The 19,731-nt window shown below is 67.2% G+C and carries 20 protein-coding genes; 18 read left to right on the top strand and 2 right to left on the bottom strand.

Features of this window, described 5'->3' with window-relative positions:
- The first annotated feature begins 24 nt into the window (after positions 1 to 24).
- Genes ACWDTS_RS26555 through ACWDTS_RS26545 form a run of 3 tightly spaced genes read left to right on the top strand, consistent with a single transcriptional unit; the run spans position 25 to position 3,238 of the window.
- Positions 25 to 1,170: an NADP-dependent oxidoreductase gene (locus tag ACWDTS_RS26555; RefSeq protein WP_450111678.1), complete on the top strand. Its 1,146-nt coding sequence runs from the start codon at positions 25 to 27 to the stop codon at positions 1,168 to 1,170.
- Positions 1,139 to 1,903: an SDR family NAD(P)-dependent oxidoreductase gene (locus tag ACWDTS_RS26550; protein WP_068157580.1), complete on the top strand. Its 765-nt coding sequence runs from the start codon at positions 1,139 to 1,141 to the stop codon at positions 1,901 to 1,903. Before ACWDTS_RS26555 ends, ACWDTS_RS26550 begins: the two co-directional genes overlap by 32 nt.
- Positions 1,904 to 1,945: 42 nt before the next feature.
- On the top strand, positions 1,946 to 3,238 hold the full coding sequence (locus ACWDTS_RS26545; protein ID WP_068157576.1) for an acyl-CoA dehydrogenase family protein: 1,293 nt from the start codon (positions 1,946 to 1,948) through the stop codon (positions 3,236 to 3,238).
- 125 nt (positions 3,239 to 3,363) lie between these two features.
- Here ACWDTS_RS26545 and ACWDTS_RS26540 read toward each other — a convergent pair whose 3' ends face one another.
- A complete protein-coding gene (locus ACWDTS_RS26540) occupies positions 3,364 to 4,551 on the bottom strand; it encodes a thiolase C-terminal domain-containing protein (RefSeq protein ID WP_450119347.1) in 1,188 nt (395 codons plus the stop codon).
- A 2-nt stretch (positions 4,552 to 4,553) separates the two neighbouring features.
- On the bottom strand, positions 4,554 to 4,976 hold the full coding sequence (locus tag ACWDTS_RS26535; RefSeq protein ID WP_450111680.1) for a Zn-ribbon domain-containing OB-fold protein: 423 nt from the start codon (positions 4,974 to 4,976) through the stop codon (positions 4,554 to 4,556).
- Positions 4,977 to 5,407: 431 nt separating this feature from the next.
- Between ACWDTS_RS26535 and ACWDTS_RS26530 the strand changes: the two genes are divergently transcribed.
- The 15 genes from ACWDTS_RS26530 to ACWDTS_RS26460 all read left to right on the top strand — a co-directional run bounded on the left by ACWDTS_RS26530 (position 5,408) and on the right by ACWDTS_RS26460 (position 19,658).
- Positions 5,408 to 6,013, top strand: a complete 606-nt coding sequence (locus ACWDTS_RS26530) for a TRAP transporter small permease (protein ID WP_450111681.1) — start codon at positions 5,408 to 5,410, stop codon at positions 6,011 to 6,013.
- Positions 6,010 to 7,515 carry a TRAP transporter large permease gene (locus ACWDTS_RS26525; RefSeq protein ID WP_450111682.1) on the top strand — a complete coding sequence of 502 codons (1,506 nt, stop codon included), beginning with the start codon at positions 6,010 to 6,012 and terminating at the stop codon, positions 7,513 to 7,515. Before ACWDTS_RS26530 ends, ACWDTS_RS26525 begins: the two co-directional genes overlap by 4 nt.
- 158 nt (positions 7,516 to 7,673) lie before the next feature.
- A complete protein-coding gene (locus ACWDTS_RS26520) occupies positions 7,674 to 8,897 on the top strand; it encodes a CaiB/BaiF CoA transferase family protein (protein ID WP_450111683.1) in 1,224 nt (407 codons plus the stop codon).
- A 108-nt stretch (positions 8,898 to 9,005) separates the two neighbouring features.
- Positions 9,006 to 9,155: a hypothetical protein gene (locus ACWDTS_RS26515; RefSeq protein WP_082899736.1), complete on the top strand. Its 150-nt coding sequence runs from the start codon at positions 9,006 to 9,008 to the stop codon at positions 9,153 to 9,155.
- A 45-nt stretch (positions 9,156 to 9,200) separates the two neighbouring features.
- Positions 9,201 to 9,341 carry a hypothetical protein gene (locus ACWDTS_RS26510; RefSeq protein ID WP_450111684.1) on the top strand — a complete coding sequence of 47 codons (141 nt, stop codon included), beginning with the start codon at positions 9,201 to 9,203 and terminating at the stop codon, positions 9,339 to 9,341.
- 251 nt (positions 9,342 to 9,592) lie between these two features.
- The gene (locus tag ACWDTS_RS26505; protein ID WP_156665301.1) at positions 9,593 to 9,742 is read left to right on the top strand and encodes a hypothetical protein; all 150 of its coding nucleotides are present in this window, start codon (positions 9,593 to 9,595) and stop codon (positions 9,740 to 9,742) included.
- A 42-nt stretch (positions 9,743 to 9,784) separates the two neighbouring features.
- Positions 9,785 to 9,925 carry a hypothetical protein gene (locus ACWDTS_RS26500; RefSeq protein WP_156665300.1) on the top strand — a complete coding sequence of 47 codons (141 nt, stop codon included), beginning with the start codon at positions 9,785 to 9,787 and terminating at the stop codon, positions 9,923 to 9,925.
- A 69-nt stretch (positions 9,926 to 9,994) separates the two neighbouring features.
- Positions 9,995 to 12,361, top strand: a complete 2,367-nt coding sequence (locus ACWDTS_RS26495) for a CaiB/BaiF CoA transferase family protein (protein ID WP_450111685.1) — start codon at positions 9,995 to 9,997, stop codon at positions 12,359 to 12,361.
- Positions 12,362 to 12,363: 2 nt separating this feature from the next.
- Positions 12,364 to 13,623 (top strand): acyl-CoA dehydrogenase family protein, encoded by a 1,260-nt coding sequence (locus tag ACWDTS_RS26490; RefSeq protein ID WP_450119346.1) that lies wholly within the window; start codon positions 12,364 to 12,366, stop codon positions 13,621 to 13,623.
- Positions 13,624 to 13,665: 42 nt separating this feature from the next.
- Positions 13,666 to 14,766, top strand: coding sequence for an acyl-CoA dehydrogenase family protein (locus ACWDTS_RS26485; RefSeq protein ID WP_450111686.1), 1,101 nt, complete (start codon positions 13,666 to 13,668; stop codon positions 14,764 to 14,766).
- 30 nt (positions 14,767 to 14,796) lie between these two features.
- Complete coding sequence (locus tag ACWDTS_RS26480; RefSeq protein WP_450111687.1) at positions 14,797 to 15,582, top strand: SDR family NAD(P)-dependent oxidoreductase; 786 nt, start codon at positions 14,797 to 14,799, stop codon at positions 15,580 to 15,582.
- A gap of 158 nt (positions 15,583 to 15,740) precedes the next feature.
- Entirely contained in the window at positions 15,741 to 17,027 is a 1,287-nt protein-coding gene (locus tag ACWDTS_RS26475) for a C4-dicarboxylate ABC transporter substrate-binding protein (RefSeq protein WP_450111688.1), read from the top strand.
- A gap of 105 nt (positions 17,028 to 17,132) precedes the next feature.
- Positions 17,133 to 18,017, top strand: a complete 885-nt coding sequence (locus ACWDTS_RS26470; protein WP_068157551.1) for a DUF6282 family protein — start codon at positions 17,133 to 17,135, stop codon at positions 18,015 to 18,017.
- Positions 18,018 to 18,048: 31 nt separating this feature from the next.
- Positions 18,049 to 18,885, top strand: coding sequence for a mycofactocin-coupled SDR family oxidoreductase (locus ACWDTS_RS26465; protein WP_068157626.1), 837 nt, complete (start codon positions 18,049 to 18,051; stop codon positions 18,883 to 18,885).
- Between the two features lie 11 nt (positions 18,886 to 18,896).
- Positions 18,897 to 19,658 carry an SDR family NAD(P)-dependent oxidoreductase gene (locus ACWDTS_RS26460; protein ID WP_450111689.1) on the top strand — a complete coding sequence of 254 codons (762 nt, stop codon included), beginning with the start codon at positions 18,897 to 18,899 and terminating at the stop codon, positions 19,656 to 19,658.
- The last annotated feature ends 73 nt before the right edge of the window (positions 19,659 to 19,731 follow it).

Here is a 19,731-nt window from a genome sequence, read left to right as displayed (position 1 = left end):
ACACCGGCAGTGAGGAATCGAGCAGTGGAGACGAACGACATCGGCTGCGCCCCGCTCACGACTGCCACCACCGTGGCCGGTCGCGAGTGGCTGTTGCGGTCACGGCCCAAGGGCCGCCCGAAGACCACCGACGTCGAGCTCGTCGACGTCGTGGTCGGTGCTCCCGGCACAGGTCACGTGCGGGTCGAGAACCTGGTCATGTCGGTCGAGCCGTACATGCGCGGCCGGATGGGCGGCGAGGCGACGTACGCGGAGCCGTATCCGATCGGTGAGCCGATGCTCGCTCCCACGGTCGGCCGGGTCACCGCGTCGGCCGACGACACCGTGCCGGTCGGCGCGCTCGTGCTGCACGATCGCGGCTGGCGCGAGCACGCCCTGGTCCCCGCATCGGAGTGCCGGATCGTCGCTCACGACGACCTGCCACCGGTCGCGCATCTCGGATTGCTGGGCATCCCCGGGATGACGGCGTGGATCGGTGCGGAGCGGATCGCCCGTATCGAGACGGGCGATGTCGTATTCGTCTCCTCGGCTGCCGGCGCGGTCGGATCCACCGTCGTCCAGATCGCGAAACTGCGCGGGGCAACCGTGATTGCGAGTGCCGGATCCGCCGAAAAGGTCGCTCTGGCACGGGAACTGGGCGCAGATGTGGCGTTCGACTACCATGAGGGGCGTGTGACGGACCTGCTCCGGGACGCGCTCGCCCAGGTCGGCGCGAGCGGCCTGGACGTGTACTTCGACAACGTCGGAGGCGACCACCTCGAGGCCGCCATCCGGGTGATCAACGACCATGCGCGGATCGCGCTGTGCGGGATGATCAGCATCTACAACGCGGACGCTCCGCAGCCGGGGCCGAGCAACCTGATCAAACTGATCTGGCGTCGCGCGCGGATGGAAGGATTCCTCCTCCGCGACCATCTCGACGCCCGCGACGACTTCGAGTCGCAGATGGCGACGTGGATCCGGATGGGCGCGATCCGGCCCGTCCATACGGAATTCGCCGGTGGTGTCGCGGGGGCCTGGGACGCGTTCCTCGGCATGCTCGGCGGTACCGCGACGGGGAAGGCCGTTGTTCCCCTCGTGGCCGACGGCAGCGCACGTGAACACGGCGGGAGCATCTCGCCCGAGAAGGAGGTACAAGATGACCGATCAGGCACTTCCGCTGGAAGGTAAGGTCGCGCTCGTCACCGGCGGCAGCCGCGGTCTGGGGCGCGAGATGGTGCTGGCGTTCGCACGGGCGGGTGCCGACACCGTCATCGTCAGCCGCAAGATCGACAGTTGCGAGAAACTCGCCGCCGAGGTCGTCGAGACCACCGGGCGCCGGGCACTGCCTGTGGCCTGCCACGTCGGTGACTGGGATGCACTGGACGGACTCGTCGAGCGGACCTATGCGGAGTTCGGCAGGATCGACATCCTCGTGAACAATGCAGGTATGTCACCGCTGTACGACTCGCTCGGGAACATCTCCGAAGCACTCTGGGACAAGGTGTTCGATGTCAACCTCAAGAGCGCGTTCCGGCTGACGACCCTCGTCGCACCGAGGATGGTCGCGGCAGGCGGAGGCACCGTGATCAACATCAGCTCGATCGCCTCCGAGCGCCCCACCACCGTGGACCTGCCCTATGCGGCCGCCAAGGCGGGACTGAACATTCTGACCAAGGGCTTCGCGCAGGAATACGGACCGACGGTGCGGATCAACGCCATCATGGCCGGACCGTTCCTCACCGACATCAGCAAGTCCTGGGACATGGACGTCGTCGCGGAACGCTTCCACGCGCTGCCGCTCGAACGCGCCGGCAATCCCGACGAGATCGTCGGGGCGGCCCTGTACCTGGCCGGACCGGGCTCGACCTTCACCACCGGCGCGATCATCCCGGTCGACGGCGGCCGCACGGCGATGCGCTGAACAGTCACGACCTGCACGACTTTTCGAGAAAGGTAACCGCAGATGAGCTGGGGATTCGAAACCGACCCCGAGTACCAGAAGGTGCTCGACTGGGCCGAGGAATTCGTGACCACCGAGGTCGAGCCCGTGGACCAGGTGATCACCCACGCGTGGGATCTGCAGGATCCGCTGCGGCAGAAGCTGATCCCGCCGCTCCAGGACAAGGTGCGCGAACAAGGGCTCTGGGCCACCCACCTCGGTCCCGAACTGGGCGGCCAGGGTTTCGGTCAGCTCAAGCTCGCGCTGCTCAACGAGATCGTCGGACGCACCCACTCGGGTCCCATCGTCTTCGGCGCACAGGCACCGGACTCGGGCAACACCGAAATCCTCGCGCACTACGGCACCCCCGAACTCAAGGAGCGGTACCTGAAGCCGCTCATCGAGAACGAGATCGTCTCGTGCTACGCGATGACCGAGCCGCAAGGCGGTTCGAACCCGGTCGAATTCGAGACCACCGCGGTCCTCGACGGCGACGAATGGGTCATCAACGGCGAGAAATGGTTCGGCAGCAACGCGCGCTTCGCGTCGTTCTACATCATCATGGCGGTGACGGACCCGGACGCCGAGCCGCACCGCCGGCTGTCCCAGTTCATCGTCCCGGCCGACACCCCCGGAGTGGAGATCGTCCGGAACACCGGTGTCTGGGGCCACGACTACGAGGTCGGCACGCACGCCTACACCCGCTGGACGGACGTGCGTATCCCCAAGGACCACATCCTCGGTGAAGTCGGGCAGGGCTTCGAGGTCGCCCAGACCCGTCTCGGCGGCGGCCGCATCCACCACGCGATGCGGACGGTCGGGCTCGTGCGTGCCTCGCTGGACATGATGCTCGAGCGGGCGTCGTCGCGGACCACCCGCGGCAAGCGGCTCGGTGACCAGCAACTGGTGCAGGAGATGATCGCCGATTCGTGGCTGCAGATCGAGCAGTTCCGTCTGCTCGTGCTGCGCACGGCCTGGCGCATCGACCGGTACAAGGACTACCGCAAGGTCATCAGGGACATCGCCGCGGTGAAGGCCGCCATGCCCAAGGTGCTGCTCGACGTCACCTCGCGGGCGGTGCAACTACACGGTTCGCTCGGTGTGTCCAAGGAACTGCCGCTGGGCAAGTGGCTGTTCGAGAGCTACCACATGGGACTGGCCGACGGTGCCACCGAGATCCACAAGGTGAGCCTGGCACGTCAGCTCCTGCGTGACGCCGAGCCGCACGACGGACTGTTCCCGAGCTACCACGGTCCGGCGCTCGAGGAACTGGCGCGCAAGAAGTTCGCTGCGCAGCTCGCCGGACTCGAGAACTGAGTCGCCCGACGCGCGACACGGGCCCCGGAGCGGAAAGCTCCGGGGCCCGTTCGATTCGGTTACATAGCCAGGAGACAGCCGCGCGCGACCGGTCGCGCGCGGCCGTCCCGCGGTTGTGCGGGTTGTCAGTGGTCGGCGGAGACGACGAACGCGGTCGATCCGGCCAGGCCGTTGGAGACGGTGACCACCGACCGCCGCGCACCGGAGATCTGACGCTCACCCGCCCGGCCGGTGACCTGGTACGCGGCCTCGGTCAACTGGGTCATGCCGTGGAGGCGGCCCTCGGCGAGGCAACCGCCCCCGGTGTTGAGCGGCAGGGAGCCTGTGGGGCGGGCGTTGCCGTCGTCGATGAACGCCGCTGCCTCGCCGGGTCCGCAGAAGCCGAGACCTTCGAGCCAGGTGTAGGTGAAGATCGAGAAACCGTCGTAGAGCTGCGCGATGTCGATGTCGGTCCGGCCGATTCCCGCTGCCGCCCAGAGGCGTTCGCCGGTGGCGCCGGCACCGGCACGGATGTCTTCGAGGGTCATCGGGACGCCGGTGGCCCCCACGTGATTGCTGGTGGCGTACCCCGAGATCAACGCCGGCGGGTTGCGCAGATCGCGTGCACGGTCGGTGCGGGTGAGGACGATCGCCACGGCACCGTCGACCGGAAGGTCGCAGTCGAGCATGGTGATGGGATCGGCGATCATCCGCGAGGTCAGGTACTCGTCCCGGGTCAAGGTCTTCCCGCGGAAGTAGGCGTTCGGATTGAGGTGCGCACGCTCGCGATTGTCGACGACGAAGTTCGCGAACGATTCCCGCTTCGCCCCGGACGTTTCGAGGTAGCGACGCGCGACCGTCCCGGCCCACGCCGCGGGAATGGAGAAGCCGTAGGGCGCGAAGAACTGGTCCTTGCCCGTCGCGTGGGCGGCGGTGAAATTCGAATAGCGCCCCTGCGGCATGTGCAGCGCGCGATAGAGCACGACGTGGGTGCACGCGCCGGCGACGAGGGCGTTGACGGCGTCGATGGCGGCGTGGGTGACCATCGGGGTGGTGTTGCCGAGCCAGGTGATCCGGTCCCGGATCTTCAGGGCCCCGGCCAGATAGGCGGGGGTGACGACGTCGATGCCGTCCTGGTTGCCTTTGTCGCCACCGTAGACCGGCATCGTCGGGGTGGTCGCGAGACCGTCGACGTCCGCGCGCGACAGTCCGGCGTCCGCCAGTGCGGCGTCGGTCGCTTCGACGGTGAGCGAGGCGAGTGTGCGCGGATTCCGGCGGATCAGTTCGGTGTAGCCGATTCCGGCGATCGCGACCTTGTCACGGTAGTCCCACATGGTCAGGCCTTCCTCGGGCGGAACTGCGGCACGACGGTGCCGGGGGCGAGTTCGTCGAACGTCACTTCCAGATCGAGGCCGATCCGGAGGTCGCCGGGGTCGGCGTCCACCACGTTCGTGGTGACGAGCAGTCCGGCCTGTTCCGCGAGTTCGACGACGCCGACGATGTACGGCAGGGAGTCGGCGAGGCCCGGTGCCGGAGCGTCGTGGACCACCGTGTACGAGTACAGCGTGCCGCGGCCGGAGACCGTGCGCCACTGCAGGTCGGTGGTGTCGCAGCAGGGGCAGGTGTCCACCGGCAGGTGCACGTGGCGTGCGCAACCGGGGCAGTACTGCACTGCCAGCCGCCCTGCGCGCGCCGCCTCCCAGTACCCGGAGGTGATGTCGTCCGGGAGGGGGAGTGGTTTGAGCGGCGTCTGGCTCATGTGGGCTCCTCGATCGGTGTCCCGTTGTCGGCAATGTAGATAATGGTAATCATCTATTGCTATTCTGTGACGACGGTCTCCCCCCGTCAAGTTGCCACCCGCAGGGTTGCACTGCGGAACGGCGACCCGAAGCATCGATCCGAGTTCAGCCAAATCATTCGCATGAAATCTTGACTTCACGGCCTATTCAAGCGAATGATATGCACATCGTGAGTGATGTGGATCACGACGGAATCACCCACATGTCCGGTTCGTCCGGGCAGAGCGGCAGGCGGAGAGAACATGCGCTGGACCACGAAGATCTGGAACAGGCTCGGCCGTAACGGATTCGGCCGGCTGTATCCGGCACTCACGGCGGCCGGTCAGCTCATTGCGACCTGAGACCGGACGCATCGAGACCGCACACCATCCCCTCACAATGCGGAGTTGACATGAGCGCATCCCCGAGCGCTTCGAGCAAGCGGACCCCACCGCTGTTGATGCTCATCGAAGTACCGGCAGTCATCGTTCTTTTCGTCATGATGATCCACGTGACCGCCAACGCGCTGCTGCGCGCGTTCGCCTCGCATCCGATCCCGAACACGCTCGAGATCACGCAGTACATCTACCTGCCGGTCATCGCGCTCCTCGGATTCATGGCGGCCCAGGCCCGGGGCGAGCACATCGTCGCCGACCTGGTGACCCACTACTTCCCGACATCGGTCCGCCGCGCGGTTCTGGCCGGCGGATACGCTCTCGCCGCGCTCGTGATGTTCGGCTTCGCCTGGTACGGCCTCGAGGAAGCGCTGCACGCCCGTGAGATCGGCAAGACCGCCGGTGTGTCCACCGTCGTGTCGTGGCCCGTGTTCTTCCTGATCCCGATCTCCTTCGGAGTCTTCGGAATCCAGCTGTGCTTCGCGACCGTGCGGGCACTGCGCGGAGCCGAGGACGACACCGACCCGATCGACGCCGAGGTCGCACGCATCAACGAGGAACTCGACGCCGAGCACGCCGTGCCCGCAACGACGTCCACCACGCCCGATTCGGAGGCGAAATGACCACCACCACCGCTGCCGAGACGCCGAATCCCGGCATGGCGCCACCCGAGGTCGGTCCCAGCAGGAAGGCGACGGTCCGATCGTGGACCGTGTTCGCGATCCTCATGGTGGCGCTCGTGGGCTCCGTCGTCGCGATCTTCCTGCCGCTCACACCGATCGCGATCGGTTGCGCCGCGCTCGTCATGATGATGGCGCTGCTGTGCCTGCGCGTACCCGTCGCACTGACGATGATCATCCCGTCGTTCGCCGGTCTGTACGCGATCCGCGGTGAGAAGACCGTCACCAGTGCCCTGACCGCGTTGCCGTACGACCAGGTCGCGAGCTGGACGCTCAGCGTCGTCCCGATGTTCGTGCTCATGAGTCTGCTGCTGTGGCGTTCGGGTCTGACCGACACGCTCTACACCGCGGCCCGCCACTGGCTGGGCTGGATGCCGGGTGGTCTCGCCGTCGGCACCAACATCGCGGGGTCGGGTCTGGCCGCGGTGAGCGGTTCGACCACCGGAACCGCATACGCTCTGGGCCGCATCGGTATTCCCGAGATGCTCAAGGCCGGATACGATCGCCGCCTCGCCGTCGGCGCGGTCATCGTCGCAGGTCTGCCCGGTCAGTTGATTCCGCCGAGCATTCTGCTGGTCCTCTACGCGGGTATCGCGGAGGTGCCGGTCGGCAAGGCACTGCTCGCGGGCATCGGCCCGGGCATCCTCGTCTCGGTCATGTTCACGATCGCGATCATCCTGTTCGCGGTCTTCGGCAAGGATCTCGCCGGAACCAAGGAGAGCCGCGTCGAGGCCGCGCACGTGAGCTGGAGTGTGCGGTTCAAGAGCCTCGCCGCCGCCTGGCCGGTGCCGGTTCTGATCGTCGTCATCATCGGCGGAATGTTCTCCGGTGTCTTCACCGCCACCGAGGCCGGCGCCGTCGCCGCGCTGTGCTCGGTCGGCATCGTCTTCCTGTGGAAGCGCAAGGACGGCGGGGCGTGGCGCGCACTCGTCGACGGATCCGTCGGCACGGTCTCGACGGTCGGCGCGGTGTTCCTGCTGCTCATCGGTGTCGAGGCGCTTTCCCGGATGATGACGCTGACGGGCATCAGCAACGGGTTCGCCGACCTGATCGCGAGCATGGACCTGAGCCGGGTCGAGTTCCTGCTGCTGATGCTCGTGGTCTACCTGATTCTCGGTGCGTTCATGGAACCGCTGCCGATGATGGTGCTCACCATCCCGATTCTGATCCCGACGCTCGAGGCGCTCGACATCTCGCTGCTGTGGTTCGGTGCCTTCACCGTGTTCATGGGCGAGCTCGCCATCCTGTCGCCGCCCGTCGGCATTCTCGCCATGGTGATCCATTCGATCACGAAGGATCCCGAGGTCAATCTCGGTAAGAACATTCCGCTCAAGGACGTGTTCGTCGCGTCCCTCTGGTTCCTGCCGATGGCCATCGTGGTCGTGCTGATCCTGATCTTCTTCCCGGAGATCTCCACCTTCCTGCCGGACCGCGCGAGCGGATAGGAGCGCCGGCGGCGCAGCGGAGAGGACAGCGTGCACGCGGCTCCACCCCGAGGGGGGTGGGGCCGCGTCTGCGTCGCACCGGCGTCCGCGGGGATATTCCTGATAATAAATCTCAACATAGTATTGACACCTGCCTGTGCCGCGCAGATACTTCCACTATGGCAACGTTCACGGAATTCCATTCGGAGGCAACCGAACCCACCGGACTCCCGCTGGACGGCGTGACCGTCGTCAGTCTCGAACAGGCCGTCGCGGCGCCCATCGCGAGTCGGCATCTCGCGGACCTCGGCGCCCGTGTGATCAAGGTGGAGCGCATCGGCGAAGGCGATTTCGCGCGCAACTACGACACCGCGGTGCACGGCCTCGCCTCGCACTTCGTATGGCTCAACCGCGGCAAGGAGTCGATCTGCGTCGACCTCAAGGCGCCCGAGGGGCTCGAGGCGATCCGGTCGCTCGTGGCAGGTGCCGACGTGTTCATCCAGAACTTCGCGCCCGGGGCCGCCGAGCGCCTCGGTCTCGGTGCGGACGAACTGCGCGCCGATCATCCCGGACTCGTCGTGGTGAACATGACCGGTTACGGCACGTCGGGGCCGTTCAAGGACCGCAAGGCCTACGACATGCTCGTCCAGGCCGAGACCGGATTGTGCTCGATCACCGGAACCCCGGACACCGCGACGAAGACCGGTGTTCCGGCGTCCGACATCGCGGCCGGCCTGTACGCGCTCACCGCGATCCAGGCCGCACTGTTCCGGCGCGAGCGGACCGGCGTCGGCGCGACCATCGACCTGTCGATGTTCGACGCGACGGTCGAGTGGCTCGGCCATTCGATGTACATGCAGATGTACCAGGACGTCCAGATCAAGCGGATGGGACTCTCGCACGCGTCGATCGCCCCGTACGACGCGTACCCGACGCAGGACGGCAAGATCCTGATCGGGGTCCAGAACGATCGCGGCTGGCGCACCTTGATGTCGGAGGTGTTCGCGCGGGACGACCTGGCCGCGAATCCGCGCTATGCGACCAACGTGCTGCGCGTGCAGCACCGGGCCGAGGTCGATGCGCTGGTGGCGGAGGAGACCCGGCGGTTCTTCACCGCCGATCTCGATGCGCAGCTCGCCAAGGCCGGCGTCCCGGCCGCGCAGCTCAACGACATGAAGGGGCTGATCGCGCACCCGCAGCTCGAGGCTCGTGACCGTTGGCGGGAGATCGGTACCGAGGCCGGGCCGATCCGCGCGGTTCTTCCGCCGATGACGTTCCGCGACGTGGAGATGCGCATGGGCCCGGTCCCCGCCCTGGGTGAGCAGACCGACCGCATTCTCGGCGAACTCGGTCTCACGGAAGCTCAGGTCGCGGGCCTGCGGGCCGCGGGCATCGTCCAATAGCGACGCGGTCGCACCAGTTTCGACACATCTATGTACATCATTATGGTGAACTGGGTAACATCGGGACGGTAACGAGACGCGGTGCGTCGAATGTGGTGAGGAGCGGACATGGGTGCGGATGCGACACCGGGGACCGAGGCGACGAACGGTAGCCGGCTGCGGTGCAACGAATGCGGGTCGGAGGCGATCGTCACCCGGGCGGGCGGTTCCTCGCTGGCGTGCTGCGGTGCGCCGCTCGAGATCATCTTCGCCGGGTGACCGGCGGCTCCGTTCCGCGACATTCCCCGATCGGCAGGAGTTTTCATGAACGAGGTCGGTAAGCGCTACACGTGCGCCACCTGCGACACCCAGATCATGTGCGTGAAGAAGGGCGACGGCGGGTTCACCTGCCACGATGCGCCGATGGAGCTTCTCACCGCCAAGCCTCTTCCGTCCTCGGACTAGCCCGGGCTCGATCGCGGGATCGCCTGCGATGTCCGATGACAACACCGGTGGCCCGGACCCTGACCAGGGTCGGGGCCACCGGTGTCTTGTCCCGAAATCCACTGCGATCGAACCATTTCCACCGCACAGATCGATCTGCCGTGGGTTCTGCCGGACTCTTGTGGTTAATCCATGAATATGATTATAGTGAACTGGGTAACGTTCGGCGGGGTGCAGGCGTCCCCGAAACCAGACATCGCGAAGGAGCGGACATGAGTACGGACACGACTCCCGGCACCGAGGCCACGAACGGAAGCCGGCTGCGGTGCACCGAGTGCGGTTCCGAGGCGATCGCGACCCGGGCGAACGGGTCGTCGCTGGCCTGCTGCGGTACGCCGCTCGAGGTCATCTTCGCCGCATAGCGGCAACAGGTTCCACCACTTCCAGGACTCCCAGGAGCTTTCATGAACGAGGTCGGTAAGCGCTACACGTGCGCCACCTGCGACACCCAGATCATGTGCGTGAAGAAGGGCGACGGCGGGTTCACCTGTCACGGTGCGCCGATGGAGCTTCTCACCGCCAAGCCGCTGCCGTCCTCCGACTAGCGGCCCGAACCGACACCCGATCGATGCTGTGCCCGGGCGCAGCGATCATGAGACTTCAAGGAGTGCGCAATGGCTGGTCCACTCGACGGACTCGTAGTGGTCGACGCGAGCTGGGGTATGCCCGCCGCCATCTCGACCATGATGCTCGCCGACTACGGCGCCCGGGTCATCAAGATCGAACGACCCGGCGGCGGGCCCGACGCGAACGCGAACGTGCGCAAGTCGACCGACCGCGGCAAGTGGAGCGTCGAGGCGGACCTGCGGACGGACGAAGGCCGTGACACGCTGCGGCAGCTGCTCGCCGTCGCCGACGTGTTCGTCGAGTCCTTCGGCGCAGGCAGGGCCGACGAGCTCGGGCTCGGCTACGACGCGCTGCACGAGCAGTTCCCCGAACTCGTCTACGCGTCGGTCACCGGCTACGGCACCTCCGGTCCGCTCGCCGCCCGGCCCGGATACGAGGCGCTGCTCAACGCCCGGCTCGGACAGATGGCCGAGCAGACCGGACACCGCGAAGGACCCATCTTCCTGGGGCACCCCACGGTCTCCTACGGCACCGCGTTCATCACCACGATCGGCATCCTGTCGGCACTGCGTGCCCGCAAGCTCAACGGCACCGGCCAGAAGCTCGACACCTCGCTGCTCGACGGCATGCTCGCGATCTCCTCGATGAACTGGTGGTGGAACGAGAAGGACATCTCGTACCTGGCGCGCAGCGGAAACCAGAAGGGCTTCGGCAACAAGCGTCTCATCACCGACCCGTTCGTCTGCGCCGACGGCAAGTGGCTCATACCGCACACCGGCGGACCGGGCTCCTACAAGAAGCTCATGGACCTGCTCGGATTCGGGGAGCAGACCCGCACCGTCGACGGCCCCGAGATGGCCGTTCCGCTGGACGACGTCGAACTCGACATCGCACGCAACAAGGTGCCCGAGGCGTTCAAGGCGCGTCCGCGCGACGAGTGGCTCGAGCTGCTGCACGCCGCCGACATCGCGGTCCTGCCGCTGAACCGTCCCGAGGACATCTTCGAGGACGACCAGGTCAACTTCGCGCGGGTCCCGATCGACCTTCCCGACGACGAGCACGGCACCATCCGCCAGGTCGGCCCGGTGATCCGCTTCGAGAAGTCCACGCCCGCAACGCCGCTCCCCGCACCGAAGGTCGGTGAGCACACCGGTCGCATCGGCGAGATCAGCCGGTCCGCGCAGTGGGCGCCCGCGCCGGCCCGCGACGGTCGCGTCGAGGCCCCGCTGCAGGGTGTGAAGATCCTCGACTTCAGCTCGTACTTCGCGACGGGCTTCGGTGCTCGACTGCTGTCCGATCTCGGCGCCGAGGTCGTCAAGATCGAGCCGCTCGTCGGTGACCAGATGCGGCCGCTCGGCGACCTGTTCGAAGGTGCCAACCGCGGCAAGCGCGGCCTCGCTGTCGACATGCGCACCGCGGAGGGTCAGGAGATCGCGCATCGTCTCGTCGCCGAAGCCGACGTCGTGATGCACAATTTCCGTCCCGGCAAGGCCGAGAAGATCGGTCTCGGATACGAGCAGCTGCGCGCGCTCAACCCGGATCTCGTCTATGCCTACCTGCCCGGCTTCGGCTCGGACGGACCGAAATCGGGGCTCAAGTCCTTCGCGCCCCTCGTGTCCGGAATGGTCGGCCTCAACTTCGAGGGCGCAGGCAAGGGCAACGGCCCGATCCGGCGCGTGATGGGCAACGAGGACCTCTACAACGGATTCCTCGGTGCCGTCACGGTTCTCCTCGCTCTGCACCACCGGCACAACACCGGTGAGCCGCAGTACGTGGAGAGTCCGCAGCTGCACTCGAGCCTGTTCGTCGTCAGTGAGCACTCGGCGACACTCGACGGTGCGGCGGTGCCCGCGCACGAACTGGACGCGGATCAGACCGGATGGTCGCCGCTGTACCGGCTCTACCGCACCGCCGACGGCTGGATCGCCATCGCCGCGATCGGTGACGCCGCGTTCGGGCGGCTGGCCGAGGCACTCGGAACCCCGGAACTCGCCGCGGACACGCGTTTCGCGACCGTCGCGGACCGCGAGGACAACGCCGAGGCTCTCACGGAGGCGCTCTCCCGGACGTTCGCAGCATCGAGCAGCGCCGATGCGTTCGCACGGCTCGACGGCAATCGCGTTCCCGCCGAGATCCCCCTCGACAGCCCGATCATGCCGGAACTGCTCTGGGAGGAATGGGCCCTCGACTCCGGCCGTGTCGTCGAGCATCACCACGCCGAGTACGGCTGGTGCCGCGAGGTCGGCATGGTCATGCACCTGTCCGACACCCCCGGCCGGTTCAAGGGCGGCAGCCCGCTCCTCGGCGAGCACTCGGCGCAGATTCTCGCCGAACTCGGTTACACCGCCGACGAAGTCGACGCGCTGATGGCGTCCGTGTGCTCGCGGCCGGATCTCGCAACGAAGGAATCCTGACCATGGACATCACCTACCCGCCGGAGGCGGACGCATACCGCGCGTCGCTGCGCGAGCTTCTCGAATCCAATCTGCCCGCGGGATGGCGAGGCATCGGGGCACTGCCCGACGCCGAGCAGGACACGTTCCTGCAGTCCTGGCGTAAGGTGCTCTCCGACAACGGGTTGCTCGCGGTTTCGCTGCCGAAGGAGTACGGCGGGGGAGGCCTGTCGGACATCGAGCAGGTCGTCCTGAACGAGGAACTGATGCGGCTCGGCGTGCCCGAAGGAACCGAGAACGACACGCTCGGTATCAAGCTGCTGTGCAACACGCTCACCGTGCTCGGAACCGAGGAGCAGAAGGCGTACTTCATCCCGAAGACGTTGTCCGGTGAGATCGTCTGGTGCCAGGGCTATTCGGAACCCGAAGCCGGTTCCGATCTCGCCGGGATGCGGACCCGCGCGGTCCTCGACGGCGACGAGTGGGTCGTCAACGGACAGAAGACGTGGACGTCGGCCGGAAGCAACGCCAACTGGATCTTCGCGATCTGCCGCACCGATCCGTCCGCGGTCAAGCACAAGGGCTTGTCGTTCCTGCTGATTCCGATGGATCAGCCCGGTATCGAGGTCCGCCCGATTCTCAACGCCGCGGGATACACCGCGTTCAACGAGGTCTTCTTCACCGATGCCCGGACCGCGAAGGCCAATGTCCTCGGTGGGGTCGACGGAGGCTGGCACACCGCCAACACGCTGCTAGGATTCGAGCGCGGGGTGCGTGCGACGACCGACGCGATCAGGTTCGGACGTGAGATCGACCGCCTGATCGAGCTCGCCCGTGAACGCGGTCTCGCCGAAGATCCGCACATCCGTAGCGAACTCGCATGGTGCTGGCAGCGGGTCCAGACGATGCGCTTCCGCGGGTACCGGGCTCTGACCACCCTTCTCGAAGGTGGCCGGCCGGGAGTGGACGGTTCGTTCTCGAAGATCTACTGGGCCGAGTTCTTCCAGCGCTACACCGAGATCGGCCTCGAGATCCTCGGCGTCGAGGCGCTGACACCGGAAGGCCAGGGCAACAACGGGATTCTCGTGACACCGCAACCCGGAACCGAGAACTCGACCCGCTGCTGGGACGATATCGCGCTGTACGCGCGGGCCGCGACCATCTACGGCGGCAGCTCCCAGATCCAGCGCAACATCATCGGAGAGCAGTTGCTCGGACTTCCCAAGGAACCCCGCCTCGACGGTGGTCCGTTCCAGGAGATCGGTCGCCGCAAGAGCGCCTGAGATCCGCTCGTCGCCGCGTCGTCGGCAGAATGGAAGATCAACGTGTATTTCGCATTCGACGAGGACCAGGAGGAGTTCCGGGCATCGCTGCGCCGGCTCCTGGCCGAACGAGCCCCCATGACCGCCGTGCGCGAGATCGCGGCCACCCGCGGATTCGACTCGACGATATGGCGGACCCTCACCGGCGACATGGGTGTGCCCGGTCTCCACATCGCCGAGGAACTCGGCGGGAGCGGCTTCAGTTTCCTCGAAACCGCCATCGTGGCACAGGAGCTCGGTCGCGCACTGACTCCCGTTCCGATGATCGCGACGACCGGCGCCCTCGAAGCCGTGCTCCGTCTCGGTTCCCCCGAGTTGCGGACGGAACTGGTTCCGGTCCTCGCCTCGGGACAGGCGGTGGGCACGCTCGCCGTGTCGGTCGAGCGCGACCTCGAGGTCGCCGCGGCCACGGTGCGGGCGACGGGCACCGGGCCGGTGACACTCGACGGCAGGCTCGACCACGTCGCATTCGGGCACATCGCCGACCTTCTCGTCGTTCCGGCCGTCACACCGGGTGGTGATGCGGTGGCGCTGTACGTCGTCGAGGCGTCCGCTCCGGGAGTCACTGCCACCGTACGTGATTCGCTGGATCCGACCCGACCCCTCGCGACCGTCGAGTTCGCCGGTGCTCCGGCGCGGCTGCTCGGATCGGATCGTGCCGCGATCGACCGTGTCGTCGATTTCGTTCGGATCCTGCTCGCGAACGAGGCGATCGGTGCATCGCAGGCAGCGCTCGACATGGCCGTCGCCTACGCCAAGCAACGGGTGCAGTTCAACCGCGTGATCGGATCGTTCCAGGCGATCAAGCACAAGTGCGCGGACATGGCGATCGCGATCGAGTCGACGCAGGCTGCGGTGATGTACGCGTCGATGTGCGTGGACGTCGGTTCCGAGGACCTGCCTGTCGCGGCCGTGATGGCCAAGTCACAGGCGTCGGAGTGCCTGACCCTGTGCGCCGGCCACAACATCCAGGTGCACGGCGGCATCGGGTTCACGTGGGAAGCGGACCCGCACCTGTACTTCCGCCGGGCCAAGGCGATCGAGCCGCTCTTCGGGAGCGTCGCCGCGCACACCGCCAGGCTCGCCGACCTCGTCGGCATCTGACGCCGTACCTCACCACGAACGGAGACTCTCATGACGACCACGCCGCGGCGACTCGACGGTGACGTCGCACTGGTGACCGGCGGGGGCTCGGGGATCGGGGCGGCCTCCGCTGTCCGTCTCGCGGCCGAAGGTGCCGCGGTCGCGATCGTCGACGTCCACCGGGACGCTTCCGAGGCGACCGCCGAGAAGATCCGCGCTGCCGGTGGCACCGCGCTGTCCTTCGCGGCGGACGTCCGTGACGACGGCGAGCTCGCGTCGATCGTGGAGTCGGTGGTCGCGGAGCTCGGTGAGATCAGCGTGGTCTTCACCGCCGCGGGGGTAAGTGGTGCCCGGGTCGACAGCCACGAGATCAGCCGCGACGACTGGTACGGCGTCCTCGACATCAACCTGTCCGGCACGTTCTTCACGATCCGGGCCGCGCTGCCGTCGCTGCTGCGCCGCGGCGGAGGCTCGATCGTCACGTGTGGTTCGACGTCGTCGTTCGTCGCGACCCAGGGCGGGCTCGCGCCCTATCGTGCCTCGAAGGGCGGGGTGAAGATGCTCACGCAGACGCTGGCGGTCGAGTATGCGCCGCAGGGCATCCGGGTGAACAGCGTGTGCCCGGGCGCCGTGCGCACCAATCTGAGCGCCAACACCGCCGCGATCGTCCCGACCGAGGGCACGGTGCGGAATCCGTCGAAGCCGCTGTCGGTACCCCTGGGCCGCTACGGCGAGCCGGAGGAGATCGCTTCGGTGGTCGCGTTCCTGGCGTCACCCGATGCGTCGTACGTGACGGGTCAGGCGATTCTCGTGGACGGCGGCGTCACCGCCGAGTAGCCCGCGGCCAGGCCGGGCGAATTCAGGCGCATAGATCTTGACAGACAGGCCAATTGAGACGCATGATTAGCACTGTTGTGAGCGGGATCACGTGACTCACGCAGTGTGGACGACGGCACCGCCGCCGGTCCGCGTCAGTTCTCGACAAGGGAGTTCCAGTGACCAAGTTCGCCAGGCGGGCAGGGACATTCGTACGGGCCGGGGCCCTCGCCGTGGCCGGCGCACTCGCGGTTGCGGGATGTGCCGAATCCGGCTCGGGCGGTAGCTCGGGCGGCGGTGAAGGCGTCGCCTTCGGTGCCACCATGGAGGAATACAAGGCCGCGTTCGCGGACGTCGACCCGATCGTGCTGCACACACAGTCGCCGAGCACCAAGGGCTCGACCGGCGGTGCGTTCATCGACGCGTACACCTCCGCGGTGGAGGAGTGGTCCGACGGCAAGATCACCTTCGACATCGCCTACTCGGACGCGATCGCGAAGTCGACCGAGATCGACAACGCCATCGTCGACGGCCGTCTCGACATCGGCCAGGTCCTCGCCGTGTACGAGCCGAAGGAGTTCCCGGCGACCTCGGCGCTGCTCGACGCAAGCGTGCTGTCGGACCAGAGCGTCGTCACCGGCGTCCTGCAGTCCAACGCGTGGCCGGCCGACGTCGCCCTGTCGACACCCGAGATCGTCGAGGAGTTCGAGGACAAGGGACTCAAGCTGATGATGCCGGCCTACAACGCCGGCATGAACGCGCTGTTCTGCGCGCAGCCTCGCACCGCCCTACCCGACTTCGCCGGCCGCAGCGTCTCCGTCGGCAGCACCGCCGGCAACCAGGAGGTCGCCGCCCTCGGTGCCACTCCCACCTCCGTCGCCTACACCGAGGCGTACGAGGCGTTGCAGCGCGGCGTCATCGACTGCTCGATGCTCAGCCCCGCCGCCGCGCAGATCGGCGGCATCGTCGAGGTCGCGCCCCAGACGGTGATCGACCCGGAGGCCGGTCTGGCCGTGCCGAGCGGCAACATGGCGATGAACCTCGATGTGTGGGAATCGCTTCCGCTCGTCGCGCAGCAGCTGCTGTGGGATCGCCTCGACGCCTTCGTCACCGGCAGCATTCAGGGCAAGATCTGGCCGGTCACAGTCGAATCCGTCGCGAGCATCCAGCAGTACGGCGGCAAGATCGTGCCGTTCGCCGACGACGCCCGCACGGCGCTGCAGGCGGCCAACGACAAGATCGTCGACGCGATCGCGGAGAACCCCGCGGTCGGTGACGGGCAGGCGTTCGTCGGAACCGTCCGTGACACCGCCGACAAGTGGAGCGGCATCGTCACCGAACTCGGATACACCAACGAGACGGACTACAACGGCTTCGCGACCTGGTACAGCCCGGACAAGATCGACATCCAGCCGTACGTCGATCGGTTCTACGAGGAGATTCTCCTCCCGCACCGCCCGTCCTGATCGGACGAACACCGACCGCCCCGGAGCCGGGATCGACTCCCGCTCCGGGGCGTTCCGTTTCCATCGGCCGGATCCGGTGGGCTTCGACAGCAGGAGAGGTACACGATGACCGAACGCCGCTCGGGGACAGCCGCCATCGCACTCGACGGCGCGATCGACATGCACTGCCACTTCGGGCCCGAACCGCTCGTGGAAATGGCTGCCAAGACGCCGCACTCCGTCGACCCGGTCGAGGCCGCGCGCGAAGCGGCCGATCACGGGATGAAAGCGATCGTCCTCAAGGCTCACGAGTTCCCCTCCACCGTCGCCGCGCATCTGGCGAACAAGGCAGTGCCGGAGGTGCAGTCGATCTCCGGGATCTGCCTCGATCACCCGGTGGGCGGACTCAACCCGCACGCAGTCGAATGCGCGCTGCGTGCGGGCGCGAAAGTGGTGTGGCTGCCCACGATCTCCTCACAGCAGGACGCACCGGCCAAGGTGAACGCGTTCTTCGGTGTGCAGGAGGGCATCCGGGTGATCGACGCCGACGGCGAACTGCTGCCGGAGGTCCGGACGATCCTGGATCTGATCACGCAGTACGACGCGGTGCTCGCCACCGGCCACGTCTCCACCGCCGAACACTTCGCGGTCGCGCGCGAATACGGCACACGCGGCCGCGTCCTCGTCACGCACGCCATGCACGCGACCACCGGTCCCCGACTGACCATCCAGGAGGTCACCGAGCTCGCCGGCCTCGGCGCGCACATCGAGTTCGCCGCGCACACGTGCATGGGCGAGCCGTCGGTGTTCGCGGACGTCGTCGCGGCACTGCGTCGTCTCGACGCCGAAAAGGTCGTGCTCGCAACAGACTACGGCTGGACCACGAAGGTCCCGCATCCGGCCGCAGGCCTGCACTCCTACGTCAACGCCCTGTGGGACGAAGGCGTCGACGAGGACGACCTGCGCGTCATGACGTGTGACACGCCGGCGCGGCTGCTGGGAATGAACTGACAGACACCGAACCACCGGAGGAACAGCGATCATGCACACACAGGGACGAGTGGCCGGAAAGGTCGCCTTCATCACCGGTGCCGCGCGCGGACAGGGCAGATCCCACGCCCTCCGGCTCGCCCGGGAAGGCGCCGACATCTACGCCACCGACGCGTGCGAGGACATCGCCTCGCTCACCTACGGCATGGCGAGCGAGGAGGACCTCGCCGAGACCGTCCGCCTCGTCGAGGCCACCGGGCGCCGCATCATCACCCGCAAGGTCGACGTGCGCGATCAGGCCGGCCTCGACGCCGCGGCCGCCGATGCCGTCGAGAAGCTCGGCCGCATCGACATCGTCAGCGCGAACGCCGGCATCTGCGGTTGCCGTCCCACCGTCGAGCTGACCGAGGACGAGTGGCAGGACATGATCGACGTCAACCTCACCGGCGTGTGGAAGACGACCAAGGCCGTCATCCCCCGCATGCTCGAGACCGGCGGCGGATCGATCGTCCTGACCAGTTCGGTCGTCACCTACAACGGTTCGCGCAACGTCGCGCACTACAACGCGTCCAAGCACGGCGTCGTCGGCCTGATGCAGACGCTCGCGGCCGAATACGGTGGGCAGGGTATCCGCGTCAATGCAGTGCATCCGGGCAATGTCGGCACCGACATGCTCTTCAGCGAGTCCACCCTGCGCGTGTTCTGCCCGGACCTGGAGAACCCCACGATCGAGGACCTGCGCGAGCGGGCCCGGCACCGCAACATCATGGACCTGGCGTGGGTCGAACCCGAGGACATCACGAACGCGGTGCTGTGGCTGGCCTCGGACGAGGCGCGGTACGTCACCGGTGTCTCGATTCCCGTCGACTGCGGACTCCGCATCAGCTGAGAGGAAACTCCATGAGCAACGCACGCAATCAGGGTCGCAGGGTTCTCGTCACCGGCGGCGCCGGAGGAATCGGTGCGGCCGCCGTCCGTCGTCTGGCGAACGAGGGCGCCGCGGTCGCGGTCCTCGACCTCGACGAGGCCGCGGCGAAGGCCCTCGCCGACGACATCACCGCGGCGGGTGCGACGGCGGTCGCCGTCGCGGCGGACGTGTCCGATCCGGACTCGATCGGTCCCGCGGTCGACGAGGCCGCCGCCGCCCTGGGTGGACTGGACGGCATCGTCACCTGCGCCGGGATCGCGAAATCGGCTCTCGTGCACGAAATGTCGGTGGAGGACTGGAATGCCGTCGTCGACATCAACCTGACCGGATCGTTCCTCTCGGTCCGCGCCGCGCTACCGCACATGCTCGAGGCGCAGCGGTCGTCGGTCGTGACGATCGGGTCGGTCGCGTCGCTGATCTCCGCGAACACCAACACGTGCGGCTACGACGCCTCGAAATCCGGTGTACTCGGATTGACGAGGTCCATCGCCGTCGGCTACGCGGACCGGGGCGTCCGAGCCAACACACTGTGCCCCGGCGTCGTCGACACGCCGCTCGCGCGCAAGGCCCGCGAGTCCGGCGGTGTCACGAGTTCGGCGCTGGCGCAGACTCCGCTGCAGCGCCGCGCGGAGGTCGACGAGATGGCCGCGGTCATCGCCTTCCTGATCTCGGACGAGTCGTCGTACATGACCGGATCGACCGTCACGGCGGACGGTGGGCTCACCGCCCAGTAGTCGCCCCCCGTGCGCGGTTTTTGTTGGGGGGCCGAACCAAAAAACGCCCCCCACGGAGGGGGGGAGAAATGGG

This window comes from Rhodococcus sp. NPDC003383, assembly GCF_053589115.1.
Note: the sequence above shows the minus strand (reverse complement) of the source record. Positions and strands in the feature narration are given on the sequence as shown.